The sequence below is a fragment of the Alicyclobacillus acidocaldarius subsp. acidocaldarius Tc-4-1 genome (assembly GCF_000219875.1).
GTDB lineage: Bacteria > Bacillota > Bacilli > Alicyclobacillales > Alicyclobacillaceae > Alicyclobacillus > Alicyclobacillus acidocaldarius_A.
The window spans coordinates 2,035,855-2,062,364 of sequence record NC_017167.1; the positions used below are offsets into that span (position 1 = coordinate 2,035,855).

The window sequence follows — 26,510 nt, forward strand, 5'->3', positions numbered from 1 at the left end:
CTTGTCTTCCGCATCGCTTTGTCGTCGATTTTTGATTGTATCGGGCAGGACAGGCCCTGTCAATGCGAGGCATGGGAGCGCGCTTCTCGCCACTGCGTCCACACCACTTTGCACACCGCGAGCGCCGGGACTGCGAGAATGAGGCCCAGGATGCCAGCCGCCTCACCGCCGACAATCAGGGCCGCTACAATCGCCATCGGGTGCAGATGAAGCGTCCTCCCCATGATTTGCGGAGACAGGATGTTCCCCTCGATCTGCTGCACCGCAATGTTGACAATCACGACCTTGACGAGCATCGGCCAGCCGGAGGTGGTGAGCGCGATGATCACCGCCGGCGCGATGCCGATGATGGGCCCCAGATACGGAATGATGTCCGCGAAACCGAGGAAGGCACCCAAGAGGAGCGCATACGGAAGGCGGATGATGAGATAGCCGATGAACGACAACAGCCCGACCGCCAGCATGATAAGAAACTGACCGCGCACGTAACCGCCGAGCGTGTCATCGATGGCCCGGAGGACCAGATGCACGCGGTGCTTGATTTTCGCAGGCGCAATGCGCACCACGCCGCGCCCAATGGCCTTCGCATCTTTCAACATATAAAAGACGAGGAACGGCACGACAAATGCCATGAAGATCGCATTGATGGTGCTCGTCACCACCGAGAACAGCCCCGTCGGTGCCACCTCGACGCGGTGCTCCAGTTGGTTGAGTGCATTCTCGATGCCCGTCCGCACCGCGTTCGGCAGGTACGTCTTCCGGCTGTTCACCATGTCGATCCAGCGGCTTAATTCCGCCGTGATGGCCGGCAGGCTGCTCGACAGCTGCGCGATTTGCCGTGAGATCACCGGGATGAGGTTCAACACCACCACGGCCAGGATGGCTGCGATCACGGCGTACACAATGAGGATGGCCGCCGAGCGAGGGACGCGCCGCCGATGCAAAACGTCCACCGCCGGCTGTAGGATGTAGGTAATGATGAGCGACGCCAGAAACGTGTAAAAGAGGCTCGACAGCACGCCCCAGATGTCCAGAAACAGGCTGCGCAGGAGCCCGACGAGATAGATACACGTCAGCGTCAGGGCGATGGACATCATGGTGCGGGCGTAACGCCCCATCGGCACGGCGATCTCCTCCCTCTGCGGCGGCGCCGGACAAGGGTCTACCACAGAGTATATGCAGAATCGCATGCCATTATTTTCATCACACTGTACCAGACACCCGCATCGCGCTGTTTCGACAAAAAAAGAGCGGGCCGAGCCGCTCCCGCTCGACAACCGCCCGTTCTTTTTAGTGGACAACGCGCTATCTTTGAGCCTCGACCCTCAGGCCCCCGTGCCAAACTCGACGTCCGCGTGATTCGTCTGATCCACGACGATGAGCGATCCGTCCTCGGCCACTTCGTAGATCCGCACCTCGTCGCCGGATACGTTGAACTCGGCGAAGCAGTTCCAACAATAGTATTGGTTGGCACCAATTTTACCGACGTCTCGGCTTGTGCAACTCGGACACCGCATGACGTTGGTCCTCCCTTCTCGCCCTTGGAAGGCGCACTGCGGCACGCCCCATCTCTCTGGATGAACTTTCGAAACCTGCCAACAGTCTATCCACGGACAATAAAGCCAAAACCAAATTTCAGGTTCCGAAATATCCATCCACCGAGATTCCGTGACCCATGCTACGCCTATCCAACGCGCATTGCAATGCAGAAAAAGGAAAAGAAGCCTTGGCTGACGCGGCAAATGTCACGAATTTGTGAAACGTGATCGCAGGGACCCGACGACTTTCGACAGCACGGCAGCCGATTCACCAATCTCTTCCATGGTGTTTTGCCAGGCGAAACTGAGACGAATCGACTCCCGCGCTTCTCTCGCTCTCCCCATGGCCCTAAGCACGTGGCTTGGCTCCAGGCTTCCCGCGCTGCACGCCGCGCCGGCACTCGCCGCCACCCCCTCGAGGTCCAGCCGCATGAGGAGGATGTCGTTGCGAATCCCCCGAAAACCGACGTTGAGAATCGAAGGCACCGCGTCGGCCGGGCTGTTGCGATACGCGCCGTCGAGCGATTCGATGGCGCGCCACATCGCGTCCCGGAGCGCGGCCAAATGGGCCGCATGCGCGTCGAAGTGCTCCGCAATCTCGGCCATGGCGGCGTGAAAGCCCGCGATGCCGGCGACCGGTTCAGTTCCCGCGCGAAGCCTGTGTTGCTGCTCACCCCCGGCGGCAAGCGCCACAAAGGGCGTGCCGGATCGGACGTACAGGAGGCCCACGCCCTTCGGCCCGTGCACCTTGTGCGCGGAGAACGAGGCGAGATCGACGCCCAAGTCCTTGAGGGACAGGCGCATCACGGGCAGCGCCTGCACCATGTCGCTGTGTACCAGAATCCCAGGGTCCACGTCTTTGATGCGGCGCACAATCTCGGCGACCGGCTCGACGGTCCCGACCTCGTTGTTGACGAGCATGACGCTCACGAGCGCCGTATCCGGGCGTAGGGCGCGCACTACATCGTCCGGATCGACGCGCCCTTCCGAATCCACCGGGACGACCGTCACGTCCGCGCCGAGAAGGCGCAGCCTGTCCACGGCCTCGAGCACCGCGTGATGTTCCACCGCTGTCGTCACGACGTGCGTCCGGTTGGGGCGCTGCGCGAGATACGCGCCGTAGAGGGCGAGATTGTTCGACTCGGTGCCGCCGCTTGTGAAGGCGAGATCGCGGGGAGAGACGCCCAGCCAGTCGGCGAAGAAGCGGCGCGCTTCTTCGACGGCTTGCCGGGCCTCCCGCCCCGGCCGGTGCAGACTCGACGGGTTGCCGTACGCGTCACCGAGATAACGGTCCATGGCCGCGCGGGCCGCAGGCAGCAGAGGGGTCGTCGCGGCGTTGTCTAGGTAGATCATCGCTGACCCCCCACGGTTCAGATGTAGTACATGTAGCCCTGCGACGACCCCTGGCGCAGCTCGACGAGATCCTGCAGCGTCATGGACGACAACACGTCGTGGATGGCCTCCCTCAGCCTGTCCCACAGCACCTGCAGGCCGTCATCCATCTCCTCGTCCACAATGGTGATGGGCCCCTCGAGCGCGAGAAGCACGTCCTCAATGACAATCTCGCGCGGATGCCTCGCCAGCACGTACCCACCGTAGGCGCCCCGGATGCTCCGCACGAAGCCGCCGTTGCGAAGCGGCGCAATGAGCTGTTCGAGGTAGTGCTCCGATAGGTTGTTTCGCTCCGCAATGGACTTCAGAGAAATGGGCTGGTCACTCTGCTGTTCGGCGAGATCGACCAGAAGCATCAGGCCGTAGCGGCCCTTTGTCGAGATCTTCACGGTCATCGTCTCCTTCCCGGTAGTACACGCGCGGCTCGACGCCGATGGGCCAGTAGTTCTGCTCGACGTAATGGCCCGGGTAATCGTGTGGATACAGGTAGCCTTCCCCATGCCCGAGGGCCTTGGCCCCTTTGTACGCCGTGCTCCGGAGATGCAGCGGCACCTCGAGCGGCAAACCAGACCTGACGTCCTCCATCGCGAGGTTGATAGCCCTGTACGCGCTGTTCGACTTCGGCGCCTTTGCGAGGTACGCGGTCACCTCCGCCAGCACAATCCGCGCCTCCGGCATACCGATGGCCATGGCCGCCTGCCAGCCGCTCACGGCGATAGGCAGCGCGTTCGGATCCGCCATACCCACGTCTTCGGCCGCCAGAATCATCAGCCGGCGCGCGATGAACGCGGGATCTTCGCCGCCCTCGAGCATCTTCGCGAGCCACAGCATCGCTGCATTCACGTCCGATCCGCGCACCGATTTGATGAACGCAGAGATGGTGTCGTAGTGATCGTCGCCTGCGCGATCGTAGCGAGGCCCACCGCTCGCCTCGAGCGCCACCTCAACCTCGCGCATGCCAATCTCGGTGGCACCGTCGGGCCCAACTCTCGCCGCGAAGGCAGCGAGCTCGAGCAAATTGAGCGCCCGCCGGGCGTCGCCCCGCGCCTGCAGGGTGAGCACACGTCTCGCATCCGGGTGAAGCCGCACCCGCATGCGGCCAAGTCCGCGCTCCTCGTCCGCAATGGCCATGTCCACCAGGCGCCCGATGTCATCCGGGGAAAGCGGCTCGAGGCGAAACACGTGCGATCGCGACAACAGCGCCGCGTTCACGTCGAAGTAGGGATTCTCCGTCGTCGCGCCCACGAGCGAGAGGAGCCCCGCCTCCACGTGCGGCAGCAGCGCGTCCTGCTGACTTTTGTTGAAGCGGTGAATTTCGTCGAGAAACACTACGGTGCGCCGCCCGTACAGATCCCGCTCCTCTCGCGCGATCTCGACGGCCTTCCGCACATCGGCGATGCCCGACGTCACGGCGTTCAGCGGGATGAAGCGCGCCTTGGTGTGGCGCGCAACGACTTCGGCAATGGCGGTTTTCCCAGTGCCGGGCGGCCCATACAAAATGATGGACATCAGGCGATCCCGCTCGATCATCCTCCGCAGGATTCCATCTCGGCCCACGAGATTCTGGTGTCCCACCATCTCGTCGAGCGATCTCGGCCGCATCCGGTAGGCGAGCGGAGCCTCGCGCTCCGCTTCGTGTTCCGAAGCAAGTGAAAAGAGATCCATTCGCATTCGCCTCACACGGCTGCGCAATTCCTAGTCGTCCACTCAACTTTTAACGATTATACACGCTTTGCGGACGGAGGAAAAGGAGGGGCAGTGTCGCGTTCCCGAAGGGGGATGTCACCGCGCCGACATGTCACAGAGCGCTGTCATCGAAGTCCTTCTCGGCTTATGCGCCGCATCGCGGAAACCATGAGGATTGTTTGCGGCCAATTCGGTATGTTTCCCTTTGTACCTTGAATTTTTCTATGAAAGCAAACCCTGGCCAACCCCTGTACGCATGGAGTTCCGTAAGGAACCTTGGCGAACACAATTTGGGCAGAGCACTAAACCGCTGCATAGAAAGCGACCTCAGGAAGCTCGCTCGGGGAAACATGGGTCTCGGCATGTCGACGCGAAGCTCTCACGCGCTACACGAACCCATGGCTAGCAACCCAAGGCCGCCCCGCCAGAGGGATCTCCACAGGCGTCACTTCCCGCGGAACTCGCGGTACTGATTCTCAAAAGATTTTTCGCTGCGTTGATGTCGCGGTCATGCCGCGTGCTGCACGCCGGGCACGTCCACTCCCGCGCCGACAATGGTAGCTCGCTTATCACGTACCCGCACGCCGAGCACGTCTTGCTGCTCGCGTAAAAACCGTGGTGCCACGATGAGTTCCGAGCCATACCACGCACACTTGTACGTCAACATTCGCCGAAAACTCGCCAAAAACCCACGTCCGAAAATGGCTCGCGCCAACGCTCGATTCTGCACCATGCCTCGCACATGCAGGTCTTCGATGACGATCACTCGCTTGGTTTTCGCGAGCTCCGTCGTCACTTTGTGCAAAAAGTCCTGCCGTATGTTGCGGATCTTCCGGTGCAGCCGGGCAAGCGCCAGCGCCGACTTCCGCCGATTTCGCGAGCCTGGTCTCTTTCGGCTATGCCGCTTCGACAACCGCCTTAAGCGGCGAAGGTGTCGGACGAGCGGCTTTGCGAGTACGGATGCAGATCCGCACAACCGACGATGTTCGAACCTACGGTCGCCACAAAGACCGGATATCGGCTGTTGTGTTGAGAAACCACGATTCCAAGTAGGACATATCCTTGAAATCCGGCTCCAACGTCGCAATTCGATCTTCAATGCCTTGGTTGTAAATCGACAAATCGCCGTTATGTCTTATCGTGTCGCGATTCGCACATCGACATTCATAGCAGTTCCTTCTCAAGAAACGCCCGGATCTGCGCGCCGATGGCATCGCGAACCTGGCGAAATTGGTTCAGAATCTCTTCCTCCGATCCCGTCGCCTTAGCTGGATCGGGAAATCCCCAGTGGAGGCGTTTCACGTGCGGCGGTGTCACGGGACAGCGATCGTTCGCGTCACCGCACAAGGTGATGACATAATCCGCCTGTTCGAGAAAGTCCGGATCGATGAGCTTCGACCGATGATGCGAAATGTCAATCCCCACCTCCTGCATCACCTGCACGGCGCGGGGATTCAATCCGTGCGCCTCGATGCCCGCACTCTGAACTTCGATCCGCTCTCCTCCCAAATGGCGAGCCCATCCTTCAGCCATTTGACTTCTGCATGAGTTCCCAGTGCAAAGAAAATAAATTCGCTTGCGTGACATACAGCTACACTCCTCTCCCATATTTGCGACAGCGAACACTAGTTCACAATCGCCAACCACCCATATAACCCCATCAGGGTGAGTAACAGCGTCGGCATCGTCAGGATGACACCCGTGCGAATGTAGGTGCCCCAGGTGACGTTGACACCCTTTTGACGAAGGACGTGCAACCAAAGAAGTGTCGCCAACGATCCGATGGGCGTCAGTTTCGGACCCAAGTCACAGCCTATGACATTGGCATACACGAGCGACGTCTTGACCAGATGTGAAACATGCACGCCGTGAATGGCGAGCGCGTCGATCATCACGGTCGGCATATTGTTCATCACGCTCGACAGCACGGCCGCGAGAAAGCCCATCCCAAGCGTGCCTGCCAGCAGACCGTGATCGGCGAGGACTTGAATGAGCCCCCCAAGGAGGCTCGTCAGACCCACGTTTCGCAGTCCATACACCACGACGTACATGCCGACGGAAAAAAACACAATCGCCCACGGCGCGCCCCGAATGACGGACCAGGGCTGAATCACCCGGACTCGGCCACCATACACCAGTAAGGCGATGGCGATGGTCCCAGCCACGAGCGACACAGGCACATGCGCGATCTCCGTCACCATGTAGCCTGCCATGAGCGCAACGAGGAGAATCCAGGACGCGCGAAATAGTCCTCGGTGTACAACAGCTTGGGATGGACGAGGAAGGAAATTTGGTTCGTAACGCTCAGGGATATCCCTTCGGAAATAGAAGTACAGGACCCCGGTGCTCGCCAGAAGGGAGACGAGATCGGGCACAACCATCTTCGCAAAATAGGTCAGAAAACCAATGTGAAAATAATCCGCCGACACGATATTCACAAGATTGCTCACCACAAGCGGAAGCGACGTGGTGTCCGCGATGAAGCCGCTCGCGATGACGAACGGAAACATGCGACGGGCATCGAGTTGGAGGAGCTTCATCTTCTCCAGAACGATGGGCGTGAGGATCAAGGCTGCGCCATCGTTGGCGAACACGGCAGCCACAAGGGCCCCGAGAAGGATCACATACACGAAGACCTTCTTCCCATCTCCGCGCGCGGCTTTCGCCATCTTCAAGGCTGCCCACTCGAAAAATCCGACTTGGTCAAGCACCGTGGAAATCACAATGATGGCCACGAAAGCAAGGGTCGCGTCCCACACGATTTGCGTTACAGACCACACATCGCGCCAGGTAACCACGTGCAACAGAAGCGCGAGCGCCGCCCCTCCCATCGCGCTCCAGCCAATCGACAAGCCTCTTGGTTGCCAGATGACGAAGGTGAGCGTGACCAAAAACAACGAAACTGCGACGTACGTCATGAGTTCTCTCCTTGTTGTGAACGTGCCCAAACCAACATGACCGTGGATTTGGATGCTTCTTTCATTCCGACGACGAGGAACCTGTCGGACAGGTCGTACAACATGTCTCTGTGGACTTTTCGACCAAAATCCTTGACCCAGGTACACGGTCGTCTTCTTGGTCAAGGACCGCGAAAACTTCCCAACGAACCCCATTTGGATCTGTTGCCCAAATCTTGTCCTGCAGCGCGTAACAACACGTAGTATTCATCTCGTCAAAGGTCGCGAGCCACGCTTCTTCCAATCGTGTCTTAGCAGCTAGGACTTCTTCCGTAGACGACACTTGCAATCCAAGGTTTCGCACGTTGATGGCGACGTGGGGCTTCCAGGCGAACATGGACAACACGCTCCTTTCTCATTTTGGTGAGAATCAACTGGCGTGATGAGTTCAGTCGTCAGCGCGTGAACCACCTCCTGTAGCGCTTCAGGATTTGGAAAGTAACAAGTCCAAGGACCGCGGGATTCTCTGCGAACCAATCCCACCCTCTCGAGAACTTTGAGATGGTGAGACACAGTTGGTTGTGATAGTCCAGTGACAGCCACCACATCTGCGACGCAGCACCCATTTTCATACGCCTCAATACGATCGCAGCACGTTGCGATTGTGCCTTTGGCCATCAGTTGAAGAATATGAAATCGGCTCTTGTCCGCCAAGGCGTGAAGACGGTCGAGGAGGATATCATTTTTCATATCGATCACCATCAATATCGATATTGATAAATGTACTATACAACAGACACCGGGCCCGATCAAGTGTGCCATTTCACATCCCCATCGACCGATGCACGCGTGCTCCCATCGACGAATTCATGGCGAACTCCGCATTGATTGTATGGTCGGCAGGAGGATGCGAAACATCATGGTCGCCGCGCTCATGCCCCATCTGGACAGCGTGCGCGGCGACTCGCTTCACAGCCGGCCTTTCATTTCCTCAGGATGGTCCGTTCCAGAGCCTAAGACCCGCCCTAACGTTGGCCATTGCGTTCGTTCCACACCGTCGCACAAGAACTTTGTTTCATCAGCGACCACGTGGTATCTGGTGCGCGACGGTCACTTCACCGCGCGCCAACCATCCCCCGTCAGGTCGCTTGTCTCCGCTTCACAGCTTCCTCTTCCGCAAGGACGCGCCGCAGAATTTTCCCGGTGCCTGTGGCAGGCAGCGCGTCGCGAAACTCGACGTGACGTGGACACTTGTAGTGCGCAATCTTCTCGCGGCTCCACGCGATGATATCCGTCTCCGTCACTTTGCCGACGTATGACGGGTTGAGCACCACAAACGCCTTGACCACTTCGCCCTTTTGCGCGTCCAGGACACCAATGACGGCCACCTGACGAATCGCCTCGTGCCGCGACAGCCAATGCTCGACCTCTTCGGGAAACACGCTGTACCCCGAGCACTTGATCATCTCCTTCTTGCGGCCGCGGAAGACGAGATATCCGTCCTGATCTAGGAAGCCGATGTCGCCGGTTCTCAGCCATCCGTCCTGAATCGCCTCCCGCGTCGCGTCGTCCCGGCGGAGATAACCCTTCATCACGCCCGGGCTGCGAATCCAAATCTCGCCTGCTTCCCCAGGAGAGAGAGCTCCCGTGGGATCGTCCAACGGCGCGATGCGAATCCGCGTGCCTGGAATCGGCTTGCCGTGGGTACCGTAGCGAATCGCGTCGAGCGGCATCTGCGTATCCGCCGTGTGGGTCTCGGTCAGGCCATACGCGGCCTCGTAGAGCGGCGCGCCCGTAAGCGCTTTCCACTCGGCCGCCACGCGGTCCGTCACGAGAACGCCGAAGCTCGTGCACGGATTCAAACGGAGGCTCGAAAAATCCACGTCGCCCGATCGCGGGTGTTCCATGATGGCCAGATTCATCGGCGTGACCGTGTACATCACCGTCACGCGATGGCGTTGAATGGCGTCCATGGCCAGTTCCGGATCGAACTTGGGAAGCAGGGCGAGCGTGGCTCCGGCGCGCACGGTTGCACAAGCACCCATGAGGAGCCCTGCGATATGACACAGCGGCATCACGCCGAGCACGACGTCGGCCTCCGTCAACTTCGACGCCGCCACCACCGCCTCGGCTTTGTACGCCGCGTTTGCGCACGTCAGCATCGCGCCCTTCGGCATCCCGGTGGATCCCGACGTGTACATGATGAGGCACGTGTCGTTTCCGTCTACGGGCGCCTGCGCGGACCTGCCGAGCCTATCGCGCAGCGCACACACAAGCGCGTTGCGGTCGTCTTTCGACTTCCCTGTGGCTTCGCCCAAGTCGCAGGATTCGCGCGAGAAATCCGACATGGACGCAGAGAATAGATGCCGGATGCCGAGCCGCTCGCAGACCGCGCTCGCCACCGCCATCCGTTCGTCGTCACAGATGACAAGCTTCGCACCCAGGTCCTGCAATTGATATTCGAGTTCCCACTCCTTGGCGAGAGGACTCACGGGGGAAACGGGGACGCCGACCCGCTCGGCACCAAGCTTCGCAATGAGGAAATGCGGCATGTTCGGCAAAAAGAGCGCGATGGGATCGCCTCGCCGCAGTCCTAAATCCGCGAGCAGCGCCGCCATGGCCGAGGCGTAGGCGTCAAGCTCTGCATAGGAAAGGTGGGTTCCCAAAAAATGCACCGCGGGATGCGACGGGCGCTCAAGCGCGTGAAGGCGGAGCCACTCGTGCAGAAACGGCATGGATATACACCCTCATTCCGTGATGTGGAAGGCTCGTGTCTGTGTCATGTGAGCCTCCTCTATCCACGGATGTATTCCATCCGTTCTCGCGCCATCCCTGCTTCCCGCCAAGAAACGAGCCGCGCGGCCCACTGAGCCGCGCCCATCCTTCAATCCTTCGTCTTTCGAATGCGCAGATGAAGCACTTCGAGCTGCGCCTCCGACACCTCGCTCGGCGCGCCAACCATGAGGTCCGTGCCGCTCGCCGTCTTTGGGAACGCGATGACGTCGCGCAGCGACTTGGCCCCGGTGAGCAGCATCACAATGCGGTCCAGCCCAAACGCGATGCCCCCGTGCGGCGGCGTGCCGTACTCGAACGCATTTAAGAGAAAGCCGAACTTCTCCTGCGCCTCTTCCCGCGAAAAGCCAAGCGCCGCAAACATCTTCTCCTGCACGTCGCGCCGATAGATGCGCATGGACCCGCCGCCGATTTCATATCCGTTCAGCACCATGTCGTACGCCTGCGCACGCACCCGGCCGGGATCGGTGTCGAGCAGCGGAATATCTTCCTCCTGCGGCATGGTGAACGGATGGTGTTCCGCCACCCAGCGCTTTTCCTCCTCGTCCCACGAGAGGAGCGGGAAATCCGTCACCCACAGGAACCGGTACTGCGACTCGTCGACGAGGCCCAGCTCCTGTCCGAGGTGCAGCCGGAGCGCGCCCATGGCCGGCAGCACCGTATCTCGCGGCCCGGCGCCGATGAGCACCAGATCGCCCACTTTGGCGCCGGCGCGCTCGGCGATTCGGCGAAAGTCGTCGTCCGTGAAGAACTTCGCGATGGACGACTTGAACCCGTCCTCTTGCACCGCGACGTACGCGAGCCCGCCAAGGCCGTACGGCTTGACGAACGCGACGAGATCGTCCGTCTGCTTGCGGCTGTAGGAGGCGCAGCCGGGCGCCACGAGCGCCTTAATGACCCCGCCTTTCTCCAGGACGTCTGCGAAGACGCGGAAGCTCGTGCCCGCGAAGAGATCGGCGAGATCCGCCATCTCCATGCCGAAGCGGAGATCCGGCTTGTCCGACCCGTACTTGTCCATGGCCTCCTGGTATGGCAGGCGCAGAAACGGCCGCGGCACCTCGATGCCCGCCACTTCCTTGAAGACGGAGGCCATCATGTCCTCCATCATCGACATGAGTTCGTCCTTCGGGAGAAACGACGTCTCGATGTCGAGCTGGGTGAACTCGGGTTGCCGATCCGCCCGCAGGTCCTCGTCGCGGAAGCAGCGCGCCACCTGATAGTACCGCTCAAAGCCCGCGACCATGAGCAGCTGCTTGAAGATCTGCGGCGACTGCGGCAGGGCGTAGAACTCCCCGGGCTGCAGGCGGCTCGGAACCAGGTAATCGCGCGCGCCCTCCGGCGTGGACTTGGTCAACATGGGCGTCTCAATCTCGAGAAAGCCGTGATCGTCGAGATACCGGCGAAACGCCCGGACGGCCTGGTGGCGAAGCGCGAAGATGCGCTGCATCTCCGGGCGGCGGAGATCGAGGTATCGATAGCGGAGCTTCACGGGTTCCTCGACCTGGATGCCGTCCTCGATGTAAAACGGCGGCGTCTTGGCCGCGCTCTCGATGCGCGCGCCTTTCACCACGACCTCAATCTCGCCCGTCTCGATCTTCGGATTGACAGTATCGGGATCGCGCCTCTCCACGGTGCCATCCACGACGATCACGTACTCGCTTCGCAGCCGGTCCGCGATCTCCATCGCCTCATCGGACGTGCCGCGGCCGCGATCGAACACGAGCTGCACGATCCCGGTGCGATCGCGCAGATCGACAAACACGACGCTGCCGAGATCGCGCCGGCGCTGCACCCAGCCGGCGAGGCGCACCTCGGACTTGGGTTCTACGCGCACTGTGTCGGCCACCCAGTGGGTGCGCCAGCGCGATGCCACGACTTGCTTCTCCTCCACCACTTATGCCCATCCTCCTTCGCGAATCCGATCCGCCAACTGCCCAAACGGCACGTCGCGCTGCTCACCGGTCGCCAGGTGCTTGACGGTGGCAGCTCCCTTGGCGAGCTCGCTCTCGCCGATCACGACGGCGAAGTTCGCCCCAAGGCGGTCCGCCTGTTTAAACTGCGACTTGAGGCTGCGACCCTGGTAGTCGCGATCGCATCGAATGCCGAGCCGCCTGAGCGACGTGAGGACCGCCATGGCGGTGTGCTCGGCGGTTTCGTCCGCGACGCAGATGAACGCGTCGAGCGGCGGTCTCTCGCCCAGTGACACGCCCTGCGCCTCGAGCACGGCAAGGACGCGGTCCATCCCCGCGGCGAAGCCAATCCCTGGCACGTCGGGTCCGCCGAGTTCCGCGACCAGCCGGTTATAGCGCCCGCCACCGAGCACGGTCGAGAAGTTCGGAACGGTGATCTCCCACGCCGTCCGCGTGTAGTAATCCAGGCCGCGGACGAGCGACTTCTCGAGGCGGTAGGGCACGTCCATGGCCCGGAGGTACCCTTCCACCGCGTCGAGGTGCTTGCGGCAATCGTCACACAGCTCGTCGACGATGTACGGCACGTTCGCTTCGCGCAAAACCTGTTGGCACGACTCGTTCTTGCAGTCGAACAAGCGAAGCGGGTTCTTCTCGAGGCGCACCTGGCAGTCCGCGCACAGTTCCTCCTTGTGCGGCAACAGGCGCTCGATCATCTTCTCGCGGTGACGAGGCCGGCAGACGCTGCAGCCCACGGAATTCAGTTCCACGGTCATGTCGCGCATGCCGACCTTTTTCAGAAGCGAATAGCCGAGCTCGATCACCTCGGCGTCGATGGCCGGCAACTCGGACCCGAGCACCTCCACACCCACCTGATGGAGTTGGCGCAGCCGGCCTCGCTGCGGCTTCTCATAGCGGAACATCGGCCCTAGGTAATACACCTTGGTCAATCCGCCTTGGCCGTACAGCTTGTTTTCCACGTAAGCTCGCACGACGCCGGCCGTTCCTTCCGGGCGCAGGGTCACGCTCCGCCCGCCGCGGTCCAGAAAGGTGTACATCTCCTTGGACACGATGTCCGTGGTCTCGCCCACGCCACGCTCGAACAGCTCCGTGTGTTCGAAGATGGGTGTGCGGATCTCCTCGTAGTTCGCTCGTTCGAATACGTCCCGCACGACTGCCTCAAGCGCCTGCCACGCCTCCACGGCGCCCGGCAAAATGTCCTGCGTGCCTCTCGGCCGCCGAATCTCCACGCGCGCTCCCTCCTTTTTCTGTCCGCCGAAGGGGATCCCATGCGCGGTTCCGTCTGTCTGCGCGAAAAAGCGCCCTTTCGTCGATGCCGATCCACATCGGCAGGGACGAAAGAGCGCTTCCGCGGTGCCACCCTGCTTGAACCTTGTTGGGTTCCCCTCTTCGGCGTAACGCGCCGTCCACGCGCGCCCACCGTGTGACACGGCAAGCGCGATATCCGAAGCCGTCTTTCCAAACGCAGGCTGGAGTCGCTTGCAGCCACGGCGCACTCTCTCTGGAACAGCCCAAACCGCTTGTACTCTGCTTCTTCATCTACGATGGCGATATCCAACATGTCGCATGGTGCTATCGCGAATTATAAGGAAGGCGCAAACGGTGTGTCAAATCGCTCAAGGCGACCCAACCCCAACATTCATCACCGATGGTACGGCTTATCTGGCGAGGATTTCTCCGTCGGGATCCCGCGTTCCAGGCCGAGCGCCCGCACCTCCTGCGCATTGCCAACCGCCATGTGCATCTGTTGCATCGATCTTCGCGCCACGTCAAGGGGCGACAGCCGCATGATCCATCTCCTCCGCAGGCCTTTTCCCTACGATGCCCCGTGAGCGCACCGACGATGCCATCGCCGCTTCCCTTGACGGCGCCTCGCGCAGTTGAAACAATGGTGCGCGAAGGAGGAACGTGGCATGGAACGACCGCAATCCGAAGTTTGGTTCAAACGAGCTGAACAGGTCATCTTGGGTGGCGTAAACAGTCCGTCGCGATCGTACAAATCCGTGGGCGGAGGCACGCCCGTGGTCATGGTCCGCGGCGAAGGGCCTTACCTGTACGACGTGGACGGCAACCGCTACATCGACTACCTCGCCGGCTACGGCCCGTCCATCCTCGGCCACGCGCATCCAGCCATCACGCGCGCAATTCAGGAAGCGGCGGAGGACGGTGTGCTCTACGGCACCCCCACCCCATACGAGGTAGAGTTTGCGGAGATGCTGCGCGCCGCCATCCCGGACCTTGAGCGCATTCGATTTGTCAACTCCGGGACGGAGGCCGTGATGACCACGGTCCGCGTCGCGCGCGCTTACACGGGGCGTACGAAGGTGCTGAAGTTCGCCGGATGTTACCATGGCCATTCCGACGCGATGCTCGTGGCGGCTGGGAGCGGCCCCTCGTCCATCGGCGTGCCGGACAGCGCGGGCGTCACGCGCAACGTCGCAAGTGAGATGGTCACCGTCCCCTTCAACCATCGCGACGCATTGAAGGAAGCGCTCGCCGCGCACGGCCCGGAACTCGCAGCCGTGCTCGTCGAGCCCATTGTGGGCAATTTCGGCATTGTGCCGCCCGTGGACGACCGGTACTTGGCCGACGTGATTGATCTCGCCCATGAAGTCGGGGCGCTCGTCATCTTCGACGAGGTGATCACGGCATTTCGCTTTCACTACGGAAGCGCGGCGCAGCTGTACGGCGTGCATCCAGACCTGTACGTGCTCGGCAAGATCATCGGCGGAGGATTGCCCATCGGCGCCTACGGCGGACGGCGGGACATCATGGAACAGGTGGCGCCGCTCGGGCCAGCGTACCAGGCCGGCACAATGGCCGGCAACCCGCTCTCGATGCGCACCGGCATGGCGTGCCTGCGCGTGCTGTCCGATCCTCGGCTGTACGACGAAATGGCGCGCCGCGCGGCGTTTCTCGTGGACGTGGCCGAGTCGGCGGCCCGCGCAAACGGGGTGGACATCGTCGTCAACCGCGTCGGTGGCGCGTTCACCATCTATTTTGGCCGCGAACCGGTGCGCGATTACGACGCGGCCACGAGAACAGACAGCCGACGATTCGCGCGCTTCTTCCACCTGCTGTCCGATCGCGGCATCCTCATCGCGCCGTCCAAATATGAGGCCTGGTTTGTCTCGGCGGTGCACAGCGACGCCGACATCGAGGAGACAGCGGAGGCTCTCGAGGCGGTATTTCGCGATCTCGCGCGGGAAGTGTAAAGCTTAGCGGCGAGAGGGCAGGCTGCGTCTACGCACGAGCAGGAAGGCGCCGAGCGCTGACGCGGCCGACATGGCCGCCCAAAGCGCGAAGCGCACAGACGGCGGGAGCGCGTTCGGATGGAGCGCGGCGAGAGGAAACGCAAAGTACGCGATGGAGACAAAGGCGAGCGCCCACGGTTCGACGCGCGACGTCAGGCGCACCGCGACCAGCAGAAACAGGGCGGCGGCGATCGTGAGGCAAGCGGTCCACCACGCGGCGCGCGTGAACGCCCAGTCCGTGAGCAGCATGCCGATGGCGGGCACGAGCGTCCCCTGAAACACCATGGCGCCTGTGATGTTGCCGACCGCGAGGCCGTCCTTTCCATCTCGCATCCAGACGACGCTGTTCAGCGTCTCGGGCAATTCTGTCGCAAGGGGAATGATGAGGGCGGAAAGGAGAAACGTGGGCATTTGCATCTGCGCCGCGAGGGTTTCGACGCCCTTCGTGAGCAGATGTGCGCCGCCCACCACGAGGACAAGCGCGACAGCGAGCTGGAGAAGAACCGCGACCGAGGCCGGCTGGCCGCCGCGAAGGTTCAGGTACAGAGGTCTCAGGTCGGACGCGGACCCTGTCGTTGTGCCATCTCGCAAGTGCGCGCCAACGAACACGGCGTACCACGTGACAAGCAGACACACGACCGACACCTTGACCGCCGGCACTGGCCACGCCGCGGGCGCGAGAGAAAGCGAAAAACCGACGAGGAAAAAGGCGAGATCGCGCAGAAAGGCCCGACTGCTGACCCCCATTCCATGCGGATGCCGGCCTGCGCGAAACAGCGCAGCAGCGAGCGCGAGGACCAGGCCGCCCAGAGTCACCAAGAGAAAAGGCGCTCCCAGAATCCCTCCCATGCCAACCTGCTGCGCATCGTGCCCGCCGCCGAGCACCATCGCCGTCATGGGGACCGCTGTCTCGGGCAAGGCGGTTCCAAGGGCCGCGAGCACGCTCCCTACTGCCCCCTCGCCCAGGCCGAGCTTGACGCCGAGCCACTCCACGGCGTTGGTGAAGAGCTCCGCGCCGAACAACACCATGCAGAGCCCGAAGGCCATCCCGACGGCCGTCACCTCGTCCACCCCCACGCGCACAGGTCCTTACACCTGTACGCGCATCCCGCCCTCGCTATGACAAGCACCCACCGACGAGTCCCGCTCTCACTGGTATTGCTTCTCGGTGCCACTCACGAAGGGCAACCACGAGAACCACTGCGGCCTGAGCCGCCAGAGGCTCGGGATCAACAGGATGGCGATCACGGCCGCGTAAAACTCCACAAATGGCACCCACGCATGAGGTCTCGCGGACACCACACCCAGGAACGCAGCTTCGACGTAGAGGGGATCCAGCGCGTAGAAAAAGTGGGACCACACGAGCGCCGAGTAGTCGATGGGATTCTGTTCGTACAGCGATTTCAGCCCGTAGCCGAGCGCCCCGAAGATCACCGTCATGAGGCCCACGCTGCCGTACGCAAACACCGTGCTCCACGTGGACCGGAGCGCGATGGTCGAAAACAGCACACAGACCGCTGAGATGACCACAATGGTCACCAGTTGAAACCCGAGCACGGACGCGACCTGGGCCGGGACAGCACCGCCATACAGGAACACAAGGCTGTACACGGGCAAGGTCAGCACCACGAGCAGCACCAACAGCGCGCTCGAAGACACGACCTTCCCAAACAGGATGCCAAAAGGGCCGACCGGCGTGGTCAGAAGGACCGCCAGCGTCTTTCGTTCGCGTTCGCCGCTCACCGAGCCGGACGCAAAAGCCGGCGCCAAAAACACCACCACCACCATCTGCAAGAGGCTGACCAGGGCAAAGACCTGCTGACTCTTCGTGGGCTGGACCAAATACAGTTGCCCCTGCACGTTTTCATACAGAAGAAACACGGTAAGCGCACTCATCGCAAACAGATACGCCGTGATGACGAGCGGCGCCCGAATGGTGCGCATGCGCTGGCGGAACTCCTTGAGGAGCAAGGGGTTCAAGTGCACCCTCACGACATCACCCCCTCCTGGATGGCGGCGAGGCGCAAAAACAGCTGCTCGATGTCCGTCGGTTGCTCGCGGAACTGCGTGATGAGAAACCCTTCTGCGACGAGACGGCTCAAAAGCTCCGCCTGTTGCGCCAACGTGCCCGCGTAGAGCACCTCCCACCCGGGCGAAACCGGGCGAACCTCGGCGACGTGCGGATCAGCAAAGAGCGCCTTGACGAAGCGATCGCCGAGATCGCGGCCGTCGATCACAATGGTGCGGTAGGCGCTCGAATGCTGGACCATGACCTGAACCGCGGCCACGGCCACGAGCTCGCCCCGCAGCAGAATGCCCACCTCGTCGGCCACCTCGGCCAGCTCGTTAAGAATGTGCGTGCTGATGATCACGGTCTTGCCCAACTCGCGAAGCCCTGCGAGCACCGCCCGCATCTCGAGCCGCGACTTCGGATCGAGGCCGCTCGACGGCTCGTCCAAAATGAGCACGTCCGGATCGTGCATCAGGCAACGGGCGACCTCGAGGCGCTGCTGCATCCCGCGCGACAGGTGATTGACGTAGACGTCCCGCTTGTCCGCGAGGCGAACCCGTTCCAAGAGTTCGTCCGCTCGACGCGAGATGGTCCGCCGGTCTACGCCGTAGCACTGGGCGAAGAAACGCAGGTATTCCATCACGGTCAGGTCGTCGTACACGCCGAACGCGTCCGGCATGTAGCCGATGGCTCGGCGGACCGCCTGCGGTTCCCTCGTCACCTCGTGGCCGCAGACATAAGCCCGCCCAGACGATGGCAACGTCAGCGTCGCGAGCATCGACAACGCCGTCGTTTTCCCAGCCCCATTTTCGCCCACGAGCCCGAAGATGACTCCACGCTCGATGTTGAGATTGAGGTTATTCACCGCGAGCGTCTTGCCATACCGCTTGGTGAGATTTTGCGTGAGAATCACGATCCCGCCTCCACCACCGGCATCACCGGTGCGTACTCGCGCACGAGCACCAGCGTCTTCTCGCTCGCCAGCGCGCGCGGATTGGATGGCGCCGACAACTCGGGAAGGCCGCGATTGGCCGTGGCGAGCACAAGCGCTGTCGCAGAGCTCGGACGCCATCCAGCAGCCAAACCGGACAAATAGGCCCCGAGCGTCCGACCCAATCCGTGCGTGAGTTGGCGATTGTACACTCCATAGTCGGAGATCCAGGACGAGGTCGCCACCTCCTGGCTCGCGTTGAGCGATCTCATCTGGCCCGGCGCGAGCGTACCCACCTTGACCAGCATCCCGTTGTATACCACGGCCACATCGGTCAGCGTCATCTGCGTCTCATTCGTCACCGTGCCGAACAGAAGCCCATAGGCTTCCTTCAAATTGCATTGGATCCGACCGGCGCCTGCGGCGAACCCGGACGCGAACACATAGCGCACGTGCCAGCGCGGCACATCGGTCAGCGAAACCGAGGTAGCATCGCCGCCGTGCTCCACCAGGGCGTTGGCGACAGGTTGATTATCGCTCTGCAGCGTCAAGACGTCGTCCGAAGGCGGCAGCCGAAGCACGTCATTCCCGCTGTCCGGCGACATGATGGCGAGCGCTCCGTACTCGAATGCGCGCCCGTCCCCGAAGAGCTCCATCACGCCGACGCCGTTCATCAGGAGTCCCGCAGGCCGCGACGAACCGCCGAGTGCGAAAATGCCCACCGTAGTGAGGCCGCTCAAAGCAGGCAGAATGACCCACGCGAGCGTCGCCCGGCGAACGCGCCGCAGCACGTAAAACGTGACCGGCCCCGCCGCCAGCAAATAGCCCAGCAGAACCAGCGCAAACGTGGACAGCCCCGGCATGCGCAGCGGCTCGAGCGCGTCACCCACGCTCGTCAAGTTGAGGCCACCCGTTGGGCGAAGCAGGCCCGAGACAGCCGCATCCGCGGCCTGCGCCAGACCGGCGTCGTGAAACAGGGCCGTCCACATCTGCGCGTTCCCCGGCCAAGCCAACAGATCAGGGTCCAGCGGGGAAAAGGACGTCTGCCAGATCTGCCCCCGGCCGAACGATTCGCTAGCAACGAGCGGTTCCGCATTCGATCCAGCCCAGAGCCGGGCCTCGGCCGCGACCTGCCCAGCGGTGGACTCGATTTGCCCAGGTCCGCCGGTCGTGCCCGCGAAACGCGCGAGCGGATCCCCATCCACCACCTGGAACGCGCCAGGAGCAATCGGAAGCGTGCCGAGCGCTGAAGGTAAGGTGCCCGTGCCCGTCACGACGAGCAGCCCGCCTTCATCCACCCATGTGGCGAGCGATTCCGCCTGCGCCTTGGACAGCGCCTCCAGCTCGTCCACGTTGGCTACAAGCGCGCTCAGATCGCAGAGCGCCTGCGCGGACGTCGGCAGGTCCTGCGGTCTGAGCGCAACCGGCAACACGGGAGTGCCGTCTGCACTCGTGCCCGCGAGGAACTGCGTGGCCTGCGAACTGTCGCTCACGACGCCGACGAGATCGACATGAGAAACGCTGTTGCCTCCGAGCCACGAAGTGGAGACAACCCGTCCATCCAGGACAAGATTCAACTCGGCGCCCTGCGACAGCGCAAATCCCGGCACGTCGATAAAGGTGGACGTCGTCCCTCCCTTCGTGAGCCAAAGCGGCCACGTCAACGCGCCCGCAACGTGACGATCCCCGATGGATGGCCCGCTCACGCGAAGCACCAGCTTCCCCATGACGGCAGAGCCGTCGTTACGCACCCACACGTGCACGGGCACCCACTCGTCCGCCACGTAGTATCCGCCGTAGCCCACAGCCGTCGCCATGGACACAGACGCGCTCGCGAAGGTTTTGGGCGCCGGAACGGTCCAAAATCCGAGACACGCCGCGGCGATGGCGGCGAACGCCACCATCGGCTTGCAATCGAGTTCCCGAAGGCAGCGCGAGACGAACCTCATGCCACCGTCCCTTTCGAAAGGCATCCATATCACGCCTCGTGAGATGGCCATGCGGTTCCATTGTACCGCCATCCGAATCTCGCTGCGAATGTCACGCGCTGGCCTTGCGGGCGAGATCGTCGTATCCTCAAATGGTGAACTTGGCTTCGAGGAAGAGGGTTTGTCTCGTGCTCCCATCGCGTCCACCTGGAGATCATGGCTATATCGCGCGAGGCACGTCGGTCTATCGGCGCGTAAGCATCGCCTTTTTGGCTGCAGGACTTGTGATCTTCGCCAATCTGTACGCCGTGCAGCCGCTTATCCCTGCGTTCAGTTTGGCGTTCGGGCGCTCGCCGGCGGCCGCGAGTCTCGCGCTCTCCGCGTCGACCTTCACGCTCGCCCTTTCCCTGCCCATCTTTGCATCGTTGTCCGACCGATTCGGCCGCAAGCCCATCATGCTGTTCTCCCTGTTCTCGTCGTGCGTCCTTCAATTCGCGGTGGGTATGGCGCCAACGTTCTGGGAGATCGTTGCCGCGCGGGCCTTGGAGGGATTGACGCTGGCGGGACTGCCCGCCGTGGCCATGACGTACTTGAGCGAGGAAGTGGAGGCATCTAGCCTCGGCTTGGCCATGGGCCTCTACATCAGCGGGAACACGCTCGGAGGCCTACTGGGGCGCGTGCTCATGAGCGTCGCAGCCGATCACGCCTCGTGGCGGATGGGCATGCTCATCTTCGGGGGCGTCAGCTTGGCACTCAGCGCCTACGTGGCGTGGTCGTTGCCCGCCTCGCGTCACTTTGTCCCAAGAAGGGACGGCGTCTCGGACATCGTGTCCCGCTTCGCGCACGCGGTGAAGCGTCCGGAACTGGACGCCTTGTATCTCCTAGGCGGGCTGCTCATGGGCGGATTCGTGTCCCTCTACACCTACATGGGTTTTCGCCTCGCTCGCGCGCCTTATCACCTCTCGACTTCCGTCATCGGCCTTCTCTTCTTTGCCTATCTAGCAGGCACGTTCAGCTCATCGTTCATGGGGAGCCTGGCGGATCGAATCGGACGTCATCGCGTGCTGCCGCTGAACATCGCGATCATGGCGGCAGGCGCGATCATCACGTGCGCGCGGGGTCTCGCCGAGGTGATCATCGGTATGGTGATTTTTACCTTCGGATTCTTTGGGGCGCACTCCATCGCCTCGTCGAGCGTCGGGAGGCTCGGCGGCGCGCAGCGAGCGCAGGCATCGGCTTTGTACCTCTTTTGCTATTACACCGGATCCAGCGTCATCGGTTCCTTGGGCGGCTTGTTCTGGACGGACATGGGCTGGCGCGGCGTGATTGGCATGATCCTGAGCGCCCAAGGATTCGCAAGCGCTGCTTTCCTTTTCGCAAGACGAAAATTGCGCGCGGCGTGATGGGCCAGGTGAGTGAATCACCTGGCCCGCCCTCTACGCGCGGGTTGCCACGGACGCAGCGGCGAGAAGATCCGACAGCGTGTATTCCACGCGCTCCTCGGGCAGAACGCGCGGGATGCCCTCCGCCACCACGCACTCCGGATGAAACGAGTGAATCGGCAGGTAGACGCGTGGTCGGATTTCCTCGACAGCCTGTTCGATCTCGGAGAGCGAAGCGTGGCCGCTCGTGCCCAGCGCACGGAAGGTCACGCCGAAGTGAGCCAACCACCGTTGGAGATTGTCCCAGGCCGGATCGAACGGGCCAAGGGGAGCGCCGTTGGAGTGGATGTACAGGCCGTTGGCGGCGGAGCCGAGATCGATCAGGCGCCACAGTTTGTCGTACGCGAGTTCCGCCGCGAACCCGCTCGGCGCGTCTCGGAGGTCCTCCGGGCGAACGAGCGGAAGTTTCAAAGAGGCAAGCCATTCCCTTACAGGGTCTGTGAGTGAATCGTCCGCCCAGACATGCACGCTCTCTGGCACTCCGCCCGCGAAATGGGAGGCCACGTAGAGCGTTCTCGCCTCGAACACGGGCGTGCGTCCCGCCTCCTGGGCACAACGAGCAAACGCGAGAACGCGCTCGGGGTGGCGCGGGTACGCGTTGAAGTACACCATTCGCTCCTCGCCCGCCATGGCTTCCACCATGTGACGGACGAGCTCCTGCTCCGTCACTTGCGGGCGCGCCTCGTCCCCGGCTCGCGTTCCCTCCACCAGCAGCACGTCTGGCTCGAACGTGCGCGCCTTTTCGACAAACGCGCGCGATAGCTCGGGCCGCCATCCGTGAAACCTGAGATCCCCGCTGTATACGAGCCGCAGATCGGGCGCAGCGATGAAGATGGCAGCCGCGCCAGGCGTGTCGTGATCGACGGGAACGAACTGAAATCGCAGGTCGCCGACGCTGTGCCACGTCTCGGCGTCGACGCCGGTCAACTGGAGTGGAGGTTGATCTTCGATTCCGGCTTCCGAGATAAGCTTCAAGATCTTACAGGTCTCTTTCGTCGAAAAAACCGAGATTTCGTTTGCCATATACGGCAAAAGCGCGGTATGATCCAAGTGGTTATGACTTATGCAGATCGCCATAGACTCCGGCTTCTCGATTTGATAAAGCTCAGGAATATCCGGAAGAATGCCGACGGCTCGCAGGTCAGCCGTCGAGCGCGGGCGCAACGAGCCGGAAAACATCGGCGATTCTGGGCGAACCACGTGCCCCATGTCGAACACGATTTGGCTGGAGGACGTCTTCACGCGACAGATGGTTCCACCGATAGTGCGCGTCCCCCCGAAGAATGTGATGCGCGTCGACTTGTCCACACTCATCACTCCCTTATGTAAGCTCGGTCGCGGCCGAGCATTTCAGAATATCACACGAGAGGAGCTGAGAACATACTTCGATTTTGAATTTATGTGAAGTTCCCTTTACTCAATCTTCACTTGATCTGTCTGACCGATGCTGTGACAATGTCGGTGGAGTGGAAGCCAAGGCACGACATGCTTCTTTTGAGAGGGATTCCGCAATGACGTTGAAGGCCCGAAGAACCATCACGGCCTATATGATGCTGCTGCCAACACTCATCCTCTTGGCCGTGTTCACCCTGTATCCCATCTTTGAGTCCTTCGTGATCAGCTTTTTTCATTGGGACATGATTAGCCCCCACAAGCAATTCGTAGGCTTGCAAAACTACGTCCAAATTTTTGAGGATCCCCTGTTTCACCGAGCAGTCGTCAACACGCTCCTCTTCGTCGTCTTGTATGTGCCCATCGTGATGGCCTTGGGGCTGGCCGTGGCGCTTCTGCTGAACGCGAGGATTCGCTTCAGGGCGTTTTTCAGAACCGCCATCTTCCTTCCCTACGTGACGTCCATCGCAGCGACCGGGATTGTATGGCAGTGGATCTTTAACGGCCAATACGGCCTGTTGAACGATCTCCTGCGCCAAATCGGGATTCAAGGTCCGGACTGGCTCAACACGCCCCAGGACACCATGATCTGCCTGGTGACGCTCAGCGTGTGGCAAAGCTTGGGCTATGTATCGGTCCTCTTTCTGGCAGGCTTGCAGAACATCAGCCGCGAATACTACGAAGCCGCACGCGTCGACGGCGCGCACGGCTGGCACCTCTTTCGTCACGTCACATGGCCACTTCTTTCCCCGACGACGTTCTTCGTCCTTCTGATGAGCACCATCGAGGCCTTCAAGGTGTTTCTACCCGTCTACGTCCTGTACGGCGCGACCGACGGGCCGAACGACAGCGGTCTAACCATGCTGTACTACATGTTTACCGAAGGCTTTAGTGACTATCGGATGGGCTACGCAAGCGCATCCGCCTACATTCTGTTTGTCATCATTCTCGCGTGCACGCTTCTGCAGATGACGCTGCAGCGACGCGTCCATTACGAGTCCTGATGGAGGAGCAAGCATGCGAAAGCTATTCATTTATGCGGCGCTGATTGTGGTCACGCTGTTCGTCCTTGGGCCGTTCACCTGGATGATATCGACGTCGCTCAAACCGGCCGGCGAAGTGCTCACGGCGACGCCTTCCCTGTGGCCACACCCGTTTGAGTGGAACAATTACTCGACCGCGTGGAAATCCGCGCCCTTCGGTCGCTATTTTTTGAACAGCCTCTTCATTTCTGGCGTGGAAACTGCGTTTGACCTGACGCTTGGGGCGATGGCTGCGTACGCATTTGCGCGGCTTGATTTTGCTGGTAAGCGAACGCTCTTCCTCGCGCTCCTGGCGACGTTGATGGTGCCTGGCGAGCTGCTGCTCATACCGAATTACATCACGGTCGCCAAGCTCCATTGGATGAGCACCTACCAGGGCATCATCGTCCCGTGGCTCGTGAGCGTGTTCACCATCTTTCTCATGCGCCAATTCTTTTTGTCCATGCCAAGCGAGATTTTCGAGGCAGCTGAGTTGGACGGACTGCATCCCGTACGCACACTTTTTCAAATCGTCATGCCACTCACGAAGCCTGTCTGGATCACGGCAGGGCTGATTAAGTTCATTGGCAGTTGGAACTCGTTCCTCTGGGTGGTCGTCGTATCGAACTCCCAGTCCTTGGACACGGTACCCGTCGGTCTGATGAACTTCACGTCGGACGTCGGGACCGAGTACAACCAGCTAATGGCCGCTGCGACTTTCTGCATGGTTCCACTGGCCATTGTGTTCCTCCTAGGACAGCGGTACTTTGTGGAGGGCATTGCGCGCAGCGGCATTAGATAAAATTTTGTTCATCGAAAGGAGAGGTCAGTGTGAATTCCAAAAAGAGGATTATCACGGCGACGGCGACTGCGGTGGTGATGTGCACCTTCATGGCCACCGGCTGTGGCGATGAGGAGACAGGAGGCGGAGGAGGCATCCCCATGACGAAGTCTGCCAATTCCGCTGGACAAGCCGCAAGTACCGCGCAACCCGTGACCATCACCTTTGAGGAATCCATGCCGGGAAAGCTCGGTGTAGAGCTTCAGAAGCTGACGAATGAGTTTGAGAAGCAAAATCCGAACATCCATGTCCAGCTCATCTTCAATGGCTCGTATAGCACATTGGAGCAGAAGTTGACGGCCGCCATCGCCTCCAACACTGAGCCGACCGTGGCCCAGGTTGAAGAGACGTGGGAGACGAATTACGTTCAGAACGGGCTGATTCAGCCCTTGGACTCCGTCATTCCGAAGTCCACGCAGAATGACCTGATTCCGATTTGGCGACAGGACTCGTCGTACAACGGCAAGTTGATGTCCGTACCCTTCAACAAATCTGCCTACGTCTTGTACTACAATGTGGACGACTTGAAGAAAGCCGGGATCTCTTCGCCTCCAAAAACGTGGAGTGAACTCGAACAGGATGCCATCAAAATTCAAAAGGAAGGTATCCCTGGCCTCGGCCTGCAGGGCAACTATTACACCTTTGAGATGCTTTTAAAACAGGCAGGAGGCCAGATCCTCAATGCTTCGAACACCAAGGCGGCCTTCAACAGCTCAGCGGGTCTCACAGCACTCAATTTCATGAAACGCCTGGTGGATGAACATGCGGCGAAGGTCATCGGCGCGAACGAATACCTCTCCGACGGCTTCAACACGAACGCGTACGCGATGGATCTCGATACCGTGGCCGCGATGTCGTTCATCAATAACCCGAACATCCATTGGAAGGTTGCGCCGCTTCCGAAGGGCGTGACCTACGCCGTCCCCACGGCTGGTTTGAATCTGGTGATCTTTAACGCAGCGACACCCGCTCAGAAAGCCGCGGCGGCGAAGTATTTGAACTTCCTCATTTCTGTGCCATCCACCATCGAGTGGGCAGAACAGACGGGCTATCTCCCGGTCCGGCAGAGCGCGCTCACCAACCCGGAATGGACGAGCTACATCAAGACACACCCGAATCAGGGAGTTGCCCCGAACGAGCTGAAGTACGCCTACTTCTCTCCTCGACTCGCTTCGCTCTACTCCGCGGAGCAAGAGATGACCACGCAGATTGGCAACATGCTTGCGGGTCGTCAGACGCCACAAGTCACCCTGCAGAATATGGCGAACATCACGAACAACGCTCTCGCGCAGGGGAAACTCGGGCCAGTGACCCGACTTTCGAGAAGCAGGCGGCCGATTGTGGGCCGCCTGCTGTCATATTGGGCGCCTTGCGCCATGGAGGATGCGACCGGTGCTCCTCCGTGATTTGAATGGGGCTTGCATAATAAATTAACAGGTATATATAATTTGTATC

Annotated in this window: 25 protein-coding genes and 1 other annotated feature (1 of these 26 running past the window's edge); of the genes, 5 read left to right on the forward strand and 20 right to left on the reverse strand. The window is 61.2% G+C overall.

Features of this window, described 5'->3' with window-relative positions:
• Positions 1–23: a binding site (T-box leader), on the reverse strand (it extends 187 nt beyond the left edge of the window).
• 36 nt (positions 24–59) lie between these two features.
• The 15 genes from TC41_RS09860 to TC41_RS16565 all read right to left on the reverse strand — a co-directional run bounded on the left by TC41_RS09860 (position 60) and on the right by TC41_RS16565 (position 14,023).
• Positions 60–1,118: an AI-2E family transporter gene (locus tag TC41_RS09860; RefSeq protein WP_014464894.1), complete on the reverse strand. Its 1,059-nt coding sequence runs from the start codon at positions 1,116–1,118 to the stop codon at positions 60–62.
• 207 nt (positions 1,119–1,325) lie between these two features.
• Positions 1,326–1,517, reverse strand: a complete 192-nt coding sequence (locus TC41_RS09865; protein WP_008341386.1) for a hypothetical protein — start codon at positions 1,515–1,517, stop codon at positions 1,326–1,328.
• 228 nt (positions 1,518–1,745) lie between these two features.
• The gene (locus TC41_RS09870) at positions 1,746–2,891 is read right to left on the reverse strand and encodes a cysteine desulfurase family protein (RefSeq protein ID WP_014464896.1); all 1,146 of its coding nucleotides are present in this window, start codon (positions 2,889–2,891) and stop codon (positions 1,746–1,748) included.
• A 17-nt stretch (positions 2,892–2,908) separates the two neighbouring features.
• A complete protein-coding gene (gene cymR / locus TC41_RS09875) occupies positions 2,909–3,319 on the reverse strand; it encodes a cysteine metabolism transcriptional regulator CymR (protein WP_041695306.1) in 411 nt (136 codons plus the stop codon).
• Positions 3,252–4,595, reverse strand: a complete 1,344-nt coding sequence (locus tag TC41_RS09880; RefSeq protein WP_014464898.1) for a replication-associated recombination protein A — start codon at positions 4,593–4,595, stop codon at positions 3,252–3,254. The genes cymR and TC41_RS09880 overlap by 68 nt, the downstream gene beginning before the upstream one ends.
• Positions 4,596–5,018: 423 nt before the next feature.
• Positions 5,019–5,189 carry a transposase gene (locus TC41_RS16880; protein ID WP_237699897.1) on the reverse strand — a complete coding sequence of 57 codons (171 nt, stop codon included), beginning with the start codon at positions 5,187–5,189 and terminating at the stop codon, positions 5,019–5,021.
• Complete coding sequence (locus TC41_RS09885; protein ID WP_237699898.1) at positions 5,125–5,529, reverse strand: RNA-guided endonuclease InsQ/TnpB family protein; 405 nt, start codon at positions 5,527–5,529, stop codon at positions 5,125–5,127. The genes TC41_RS16880 and TC41_RS09885 overlap by 65 nt, the downstream gene beginning before the upstream one ends.
• A gap of 5 nt (positions 5,530–5,534) precedes the next feature.
• A complete protein-coding gene (locus TC41_RS17065; protein WP_258165034.1) occupies positions 5,535–5,657 on the reverse strand; it encodes a hypothetical protein in 123 nt (40 codons plus the stop codon).
• A 123-nt stretch (positions 5,658–5,780) separates the two neighbouring features.
• Positions 5,781–6,203 carry an arsenate reductase (thioredoxin) gene (arsC, locus tag TC41_RS09890; RefSeq protein ID WP_041695307.1) on the reverse strand — a complete coding sequence of 141 codons (423 nt, stop codon included), beginning with the start codon at positions 6,201–6,203 and terminating at the stop codon, positions 5,781–5,783.
• A 38-nt stretch (positions 6,204–6,241) separates the two neighbouring features.
• A complete protein-coding gene (locus TC41_RS09895) occupies positions 6,242–7,729 on the reverse strand; it encodes an arsenic transporter (RefSeq protein ID WP_014464903.1) in 1,488 nt (495 codons plus the stop codon).
• Positions 7,730–7,831: 102 nt separating this feature from the next.
• Entirely contained in the window at positions 7,832–8,335 is a 504-nt protein-coding gene (locus tag TC41_RS17305) for an ArsR/SmtB family transcription factor (RefSeq protein WP_374952851.1), read from the reverse strand.
• A 317-nt stretch (positions 8,336–8,652) separates the two neighbouring features.
• Positions 8,653–10,248 (reverse strand): class I adenylate-forming enzyme family protein, encoded by a 1,596-nt coding sequence (locus TC41_RS09900; protein ID WP_014464906.1) that lies wholly within the window; start codon positions 10,246–10,248, stop codon positions 8,653–8,655.
• 149 nt (positions 10,249–10,397) lie between these two features.
• A complete protein-coding gene (gene aspS, locus TC41_RS09905) occupies positions 10,398–12,200 on the reverse strand; it encodes an aspartate--tRNA ligase (RefSeq protein ID WP_014464907.1) in 1,803 nt (600 codons plus the stop codon).
• Positions 12,201–13,463: a histidine--tRNA ligase gene (gene hisS, locus TC41_RS09910; protein ID WP_041695829.1), complete on the reverse strand. Its 1,263-nt coding sequence runs from the start codon at positions 13,461–13,463 to the stop codon at positions 12,201–12,203.
• Positions 13,464–13,876: 413 nt separating this feature from the next.
• A complete protein-coding gene (locus TC41_RS16565) occupies positions 13,877–14,023 on the reverse strand; it encodes a hypothetical protein (protein ID WP_014464909.1) in 147 nt (48 codons plus the stop codon).
• Positions 14,024–14,147: 124 nt separating this feature from the next.
• On the opposite strand from TC41_RS16565, the gene TC41_RS09915 reads away from it, so the two are divergent.
• Positions 14,148–15,449, forward strand: a complete 1,302-nt coding sequence (locus TC41_RS09915; RefSeq protein ID WP_014464911.1) for a glutamate-1-semialdehyde 2,1-aminomutase — start codon at positions 14,148–14,150, stop codon at positions 15,447–15,449.
• Positions 15,450–15,452: 3 nt separating this feature from the next.
• Here the strand turns inward: TC41_RS09915 and TC41_RS09920 are convergent, their stop codons facing one another.
• The 4 genes from TC41_RS09920 to TC41_RS09935 all read right to left on the reverse strand — a co-directional run bounded on the left by TC41_RS09920 (position 15,453) and on the right by TC41_RS09935 (position 20,379).
• Complete coding sequence (locus TC41_RS09920; RefSeq protein WP_014464912.1) at positions 15,453–16,571, reverse strand: sodium:calcium antiporter; 1,119 nt, start codon at positions 16,569–16,571, stop codon at positions 15,453–15,455.
• Positions 16,572–16,637: 66 nt separating this feature from the next.
• Positions 16,638–17,480 (reverse strand): ABC transporter permease, encoded by an 843-nt coding sequence (locus tag TC41_RS09925; RefSeq protein ID WP_049784357.1) that lies wholly within the window; start codon positions 17,478–17,480, stop codon positions 16,638–16,640.
• A complete protein-coding gene (locus tag TC41_RS09930; RefSeq protein ID WP_014464914.1) occupies positions 17,477–18,412 on the reverse strand; it encodes an ABC transporter ATP-binding protein in 936 nt (311 codons plus the stop codon). Before TC41_RS09930 ends, TC41_RS09925 begins: the two co-directional genes overlap by 4 nt.
• Positions 18,409–20,379, reverse strand: a complete 1,971-nt coding sequence (locus tag TC41_RS09935; RefSeq protein ID WP_237699899.1) for a hypothetical protein — start codon at positions 20,377–20,379, stop codon at positions 18,409–18,411. Before TC41_RS09935 ends, TC41_RS09930 begins: the two co-directional genes overlap by 4 nt.
• Before the next feature lie 167 nt (positions 20,380–20,546).
• On the opposite strand from TC41_RS09935, the gene TC41_RS09940 reads away from it, so the two are divergent.
• Positions 20,547–21,761, forward strand: coding sequence for an MFS transporter (locus TC41_RS09940; RefSeq protein WP_014464916.1), 1,215 nt, complete (start codon positions 20,547–20,549; stop codon positions 21,759–21,761).
• Positions 21,762–21,794: 33 nt separating this feature from the next.
• Here TC41_RS09940 and TC41_RS09945 read toward each other — a convergent pair whose 3' ends face one another.
• Positions 21,795–23,114: an MBL fold metallo-hydrolase gene (locus tag TC41_RS09945; RefSeq protein WP_374952873.1), complete on the reverse strand. Its 1,320-nt coding sequence runs from the start codon at positions 23,112–23,114 to the stop codon at positions 21,795–21,797.
• A gap of 197 nt (positions 23,115–23,311) precedes the next feature.
• Between TC41_RS09945 and TC41_RS09950 the strand changes: the two genes are divergently transcribed.
• The 3 genes from TC41_RS09950 to TC41_RS09960 are packed head-to-tail and all read left to right on the forward strand — an operon-like array spanning position 23,312 to position 26,461.
• Entirely contained in the window at positions 23,312–24,196 is an 885-nt protein-coding gene (locus TC41_RS09950) for a carbohydrate ABC transporter permease (protein WP_014464918.1), read from the forward strand.
• A gap of 13 nt (positions 24,197–24,209) precedes the next feature.
• Positions 24,210–25,016 carry a carbohydrate ABC transporter permease gene (locus TC41_RS09955; protein WP_014464919.1) on the forward strand — a complete coding sequence of 269 codons (807 nt, stop codon included), beginning with the start codon at positions 24,210–24,212 and terminating at the stop codon, positions 25,014–25,016.
• A gap of 29 nt (positions 25,017–25,045) precedes the next feature.
• Positions 25,046–26,461 (forward strand): ABC transporter substrate-binding protein, encoded by a 1,416-nt coding sequence (locus tag TC41_RS09960; protein WP_014464920.1) that lies wholly within the window; start codon positions 25,046–25,048, stop codon positions 26,459–26,461.
• Positions 26,462–26,510 lie beyond the last annotated feature (49 nt).

What these genes read in the sequence shown, in the direction of transcription:
- TC41_RS09860 (WP_014464894.1), bottom strand. Translation starts at nt 1,118, where the DNA reads ATGGGGCGTTACGCCCGCACCATGATGTCCATCGCCCTGACGCTGACG.
- TC41_RS09865 (WP_008341386.1), bottom strand. Translation starts at nt 1,517, where the DNA reads ATGCGGTGTCCGAGTTGCACAAGCCGAGACGTCGGTAAAATTGGTGCC.
- TC41_RS09870 (WP_014464896.1), bottom strand. Translation starts at nt 2,891, where the DNA reads ATGATCTACCTAGACAACGCCGCGACGACCCCTCTGCTGCCTGCGGCC.
- TC41_RS09880 (WP_014464898.1), bottom strand. Translation starts at nt 4,595, where the DNA reads ATGGATCTCTTTTCACTTGCTTCGGAACACGAAGCGGAGCGCGAGGCT.
- arsC (WP_041695307.1), bottom strand. Translation starts at nt 6,203, where the DNA reads ATGTCACGCAAGCGAATTTATTTTCTTTGCACTGGGAACTCATGCAGA.
- TC41_RS09895 (WP_014464903.1), bottom strand. Translation starts at nt 7,729, where the DNA reads ATGGGGTTCGTTGGGAAGTTTTCGCGGTCCTTGACCAAGAAGACGACC.
- TC41_RS17305 (WP_374952851.1), bottom strand. Translation starts at nt 8,335, where the DNA reads ATGGCACACTTGATCGGGCCCGGTGTCTGTTGTATAGTACATTTATCA.
- TC41_RS09900 (WP_014464906.1), bottom strand. Translation starts at nt 10,248, where the DNA reads ATGCCGTTTCTGCACGAGTGGCTCCGCCTTCACGCGCTTGAGCGCCCG.
- TC41_RS16565 (WP_014464909.1), bottom strand. Translation starts at nt 14,023, where the DNA reads ATGCGGCTGTCGCCCCTTGACGTGGCGCGAAGATCGATGCAACAGATG.
- TC41_RS09915 (WP_014464911.1), top strand. Translation starts at nt 14,148, where the DNA reads ATGGAACGACCGCAATCCGAAGTTTGGTTCAAACGAGCTGAACAGGTC.
- TC41_RS09935 (WP_237699899.1), bottom strand. Translation starts at nt 20,379, where the DNA reads ATGAGGTTCGTCTCGCGCTGCCTTCGGGAACTCGATTGCAAGCCGATG.
- TC41_RS09945 (WP_374952873.1), bottom strand. Translation starts at nt 23,114, where the DNA reads ATGAGTGTGGACAAGTCGACGCGCATCACATTCTTCGGGGGGACGCGC.
- TC41_RS09950 (WP_014464918.1), top strand. Translation starts at nt 23,312, where the DNA reads ATGACGTTGAAGGCCCGAAGAACCATCACGGCCTATATGATGCTGCTG.
- TC41_RS09955 (WP_014464919.1), top strand. Translation starts at nt 24,210, where the DNA reads ATGCGAAAGCTATTCATTTATGCGGCGCTGATTGTGGTCACGCTGTTC.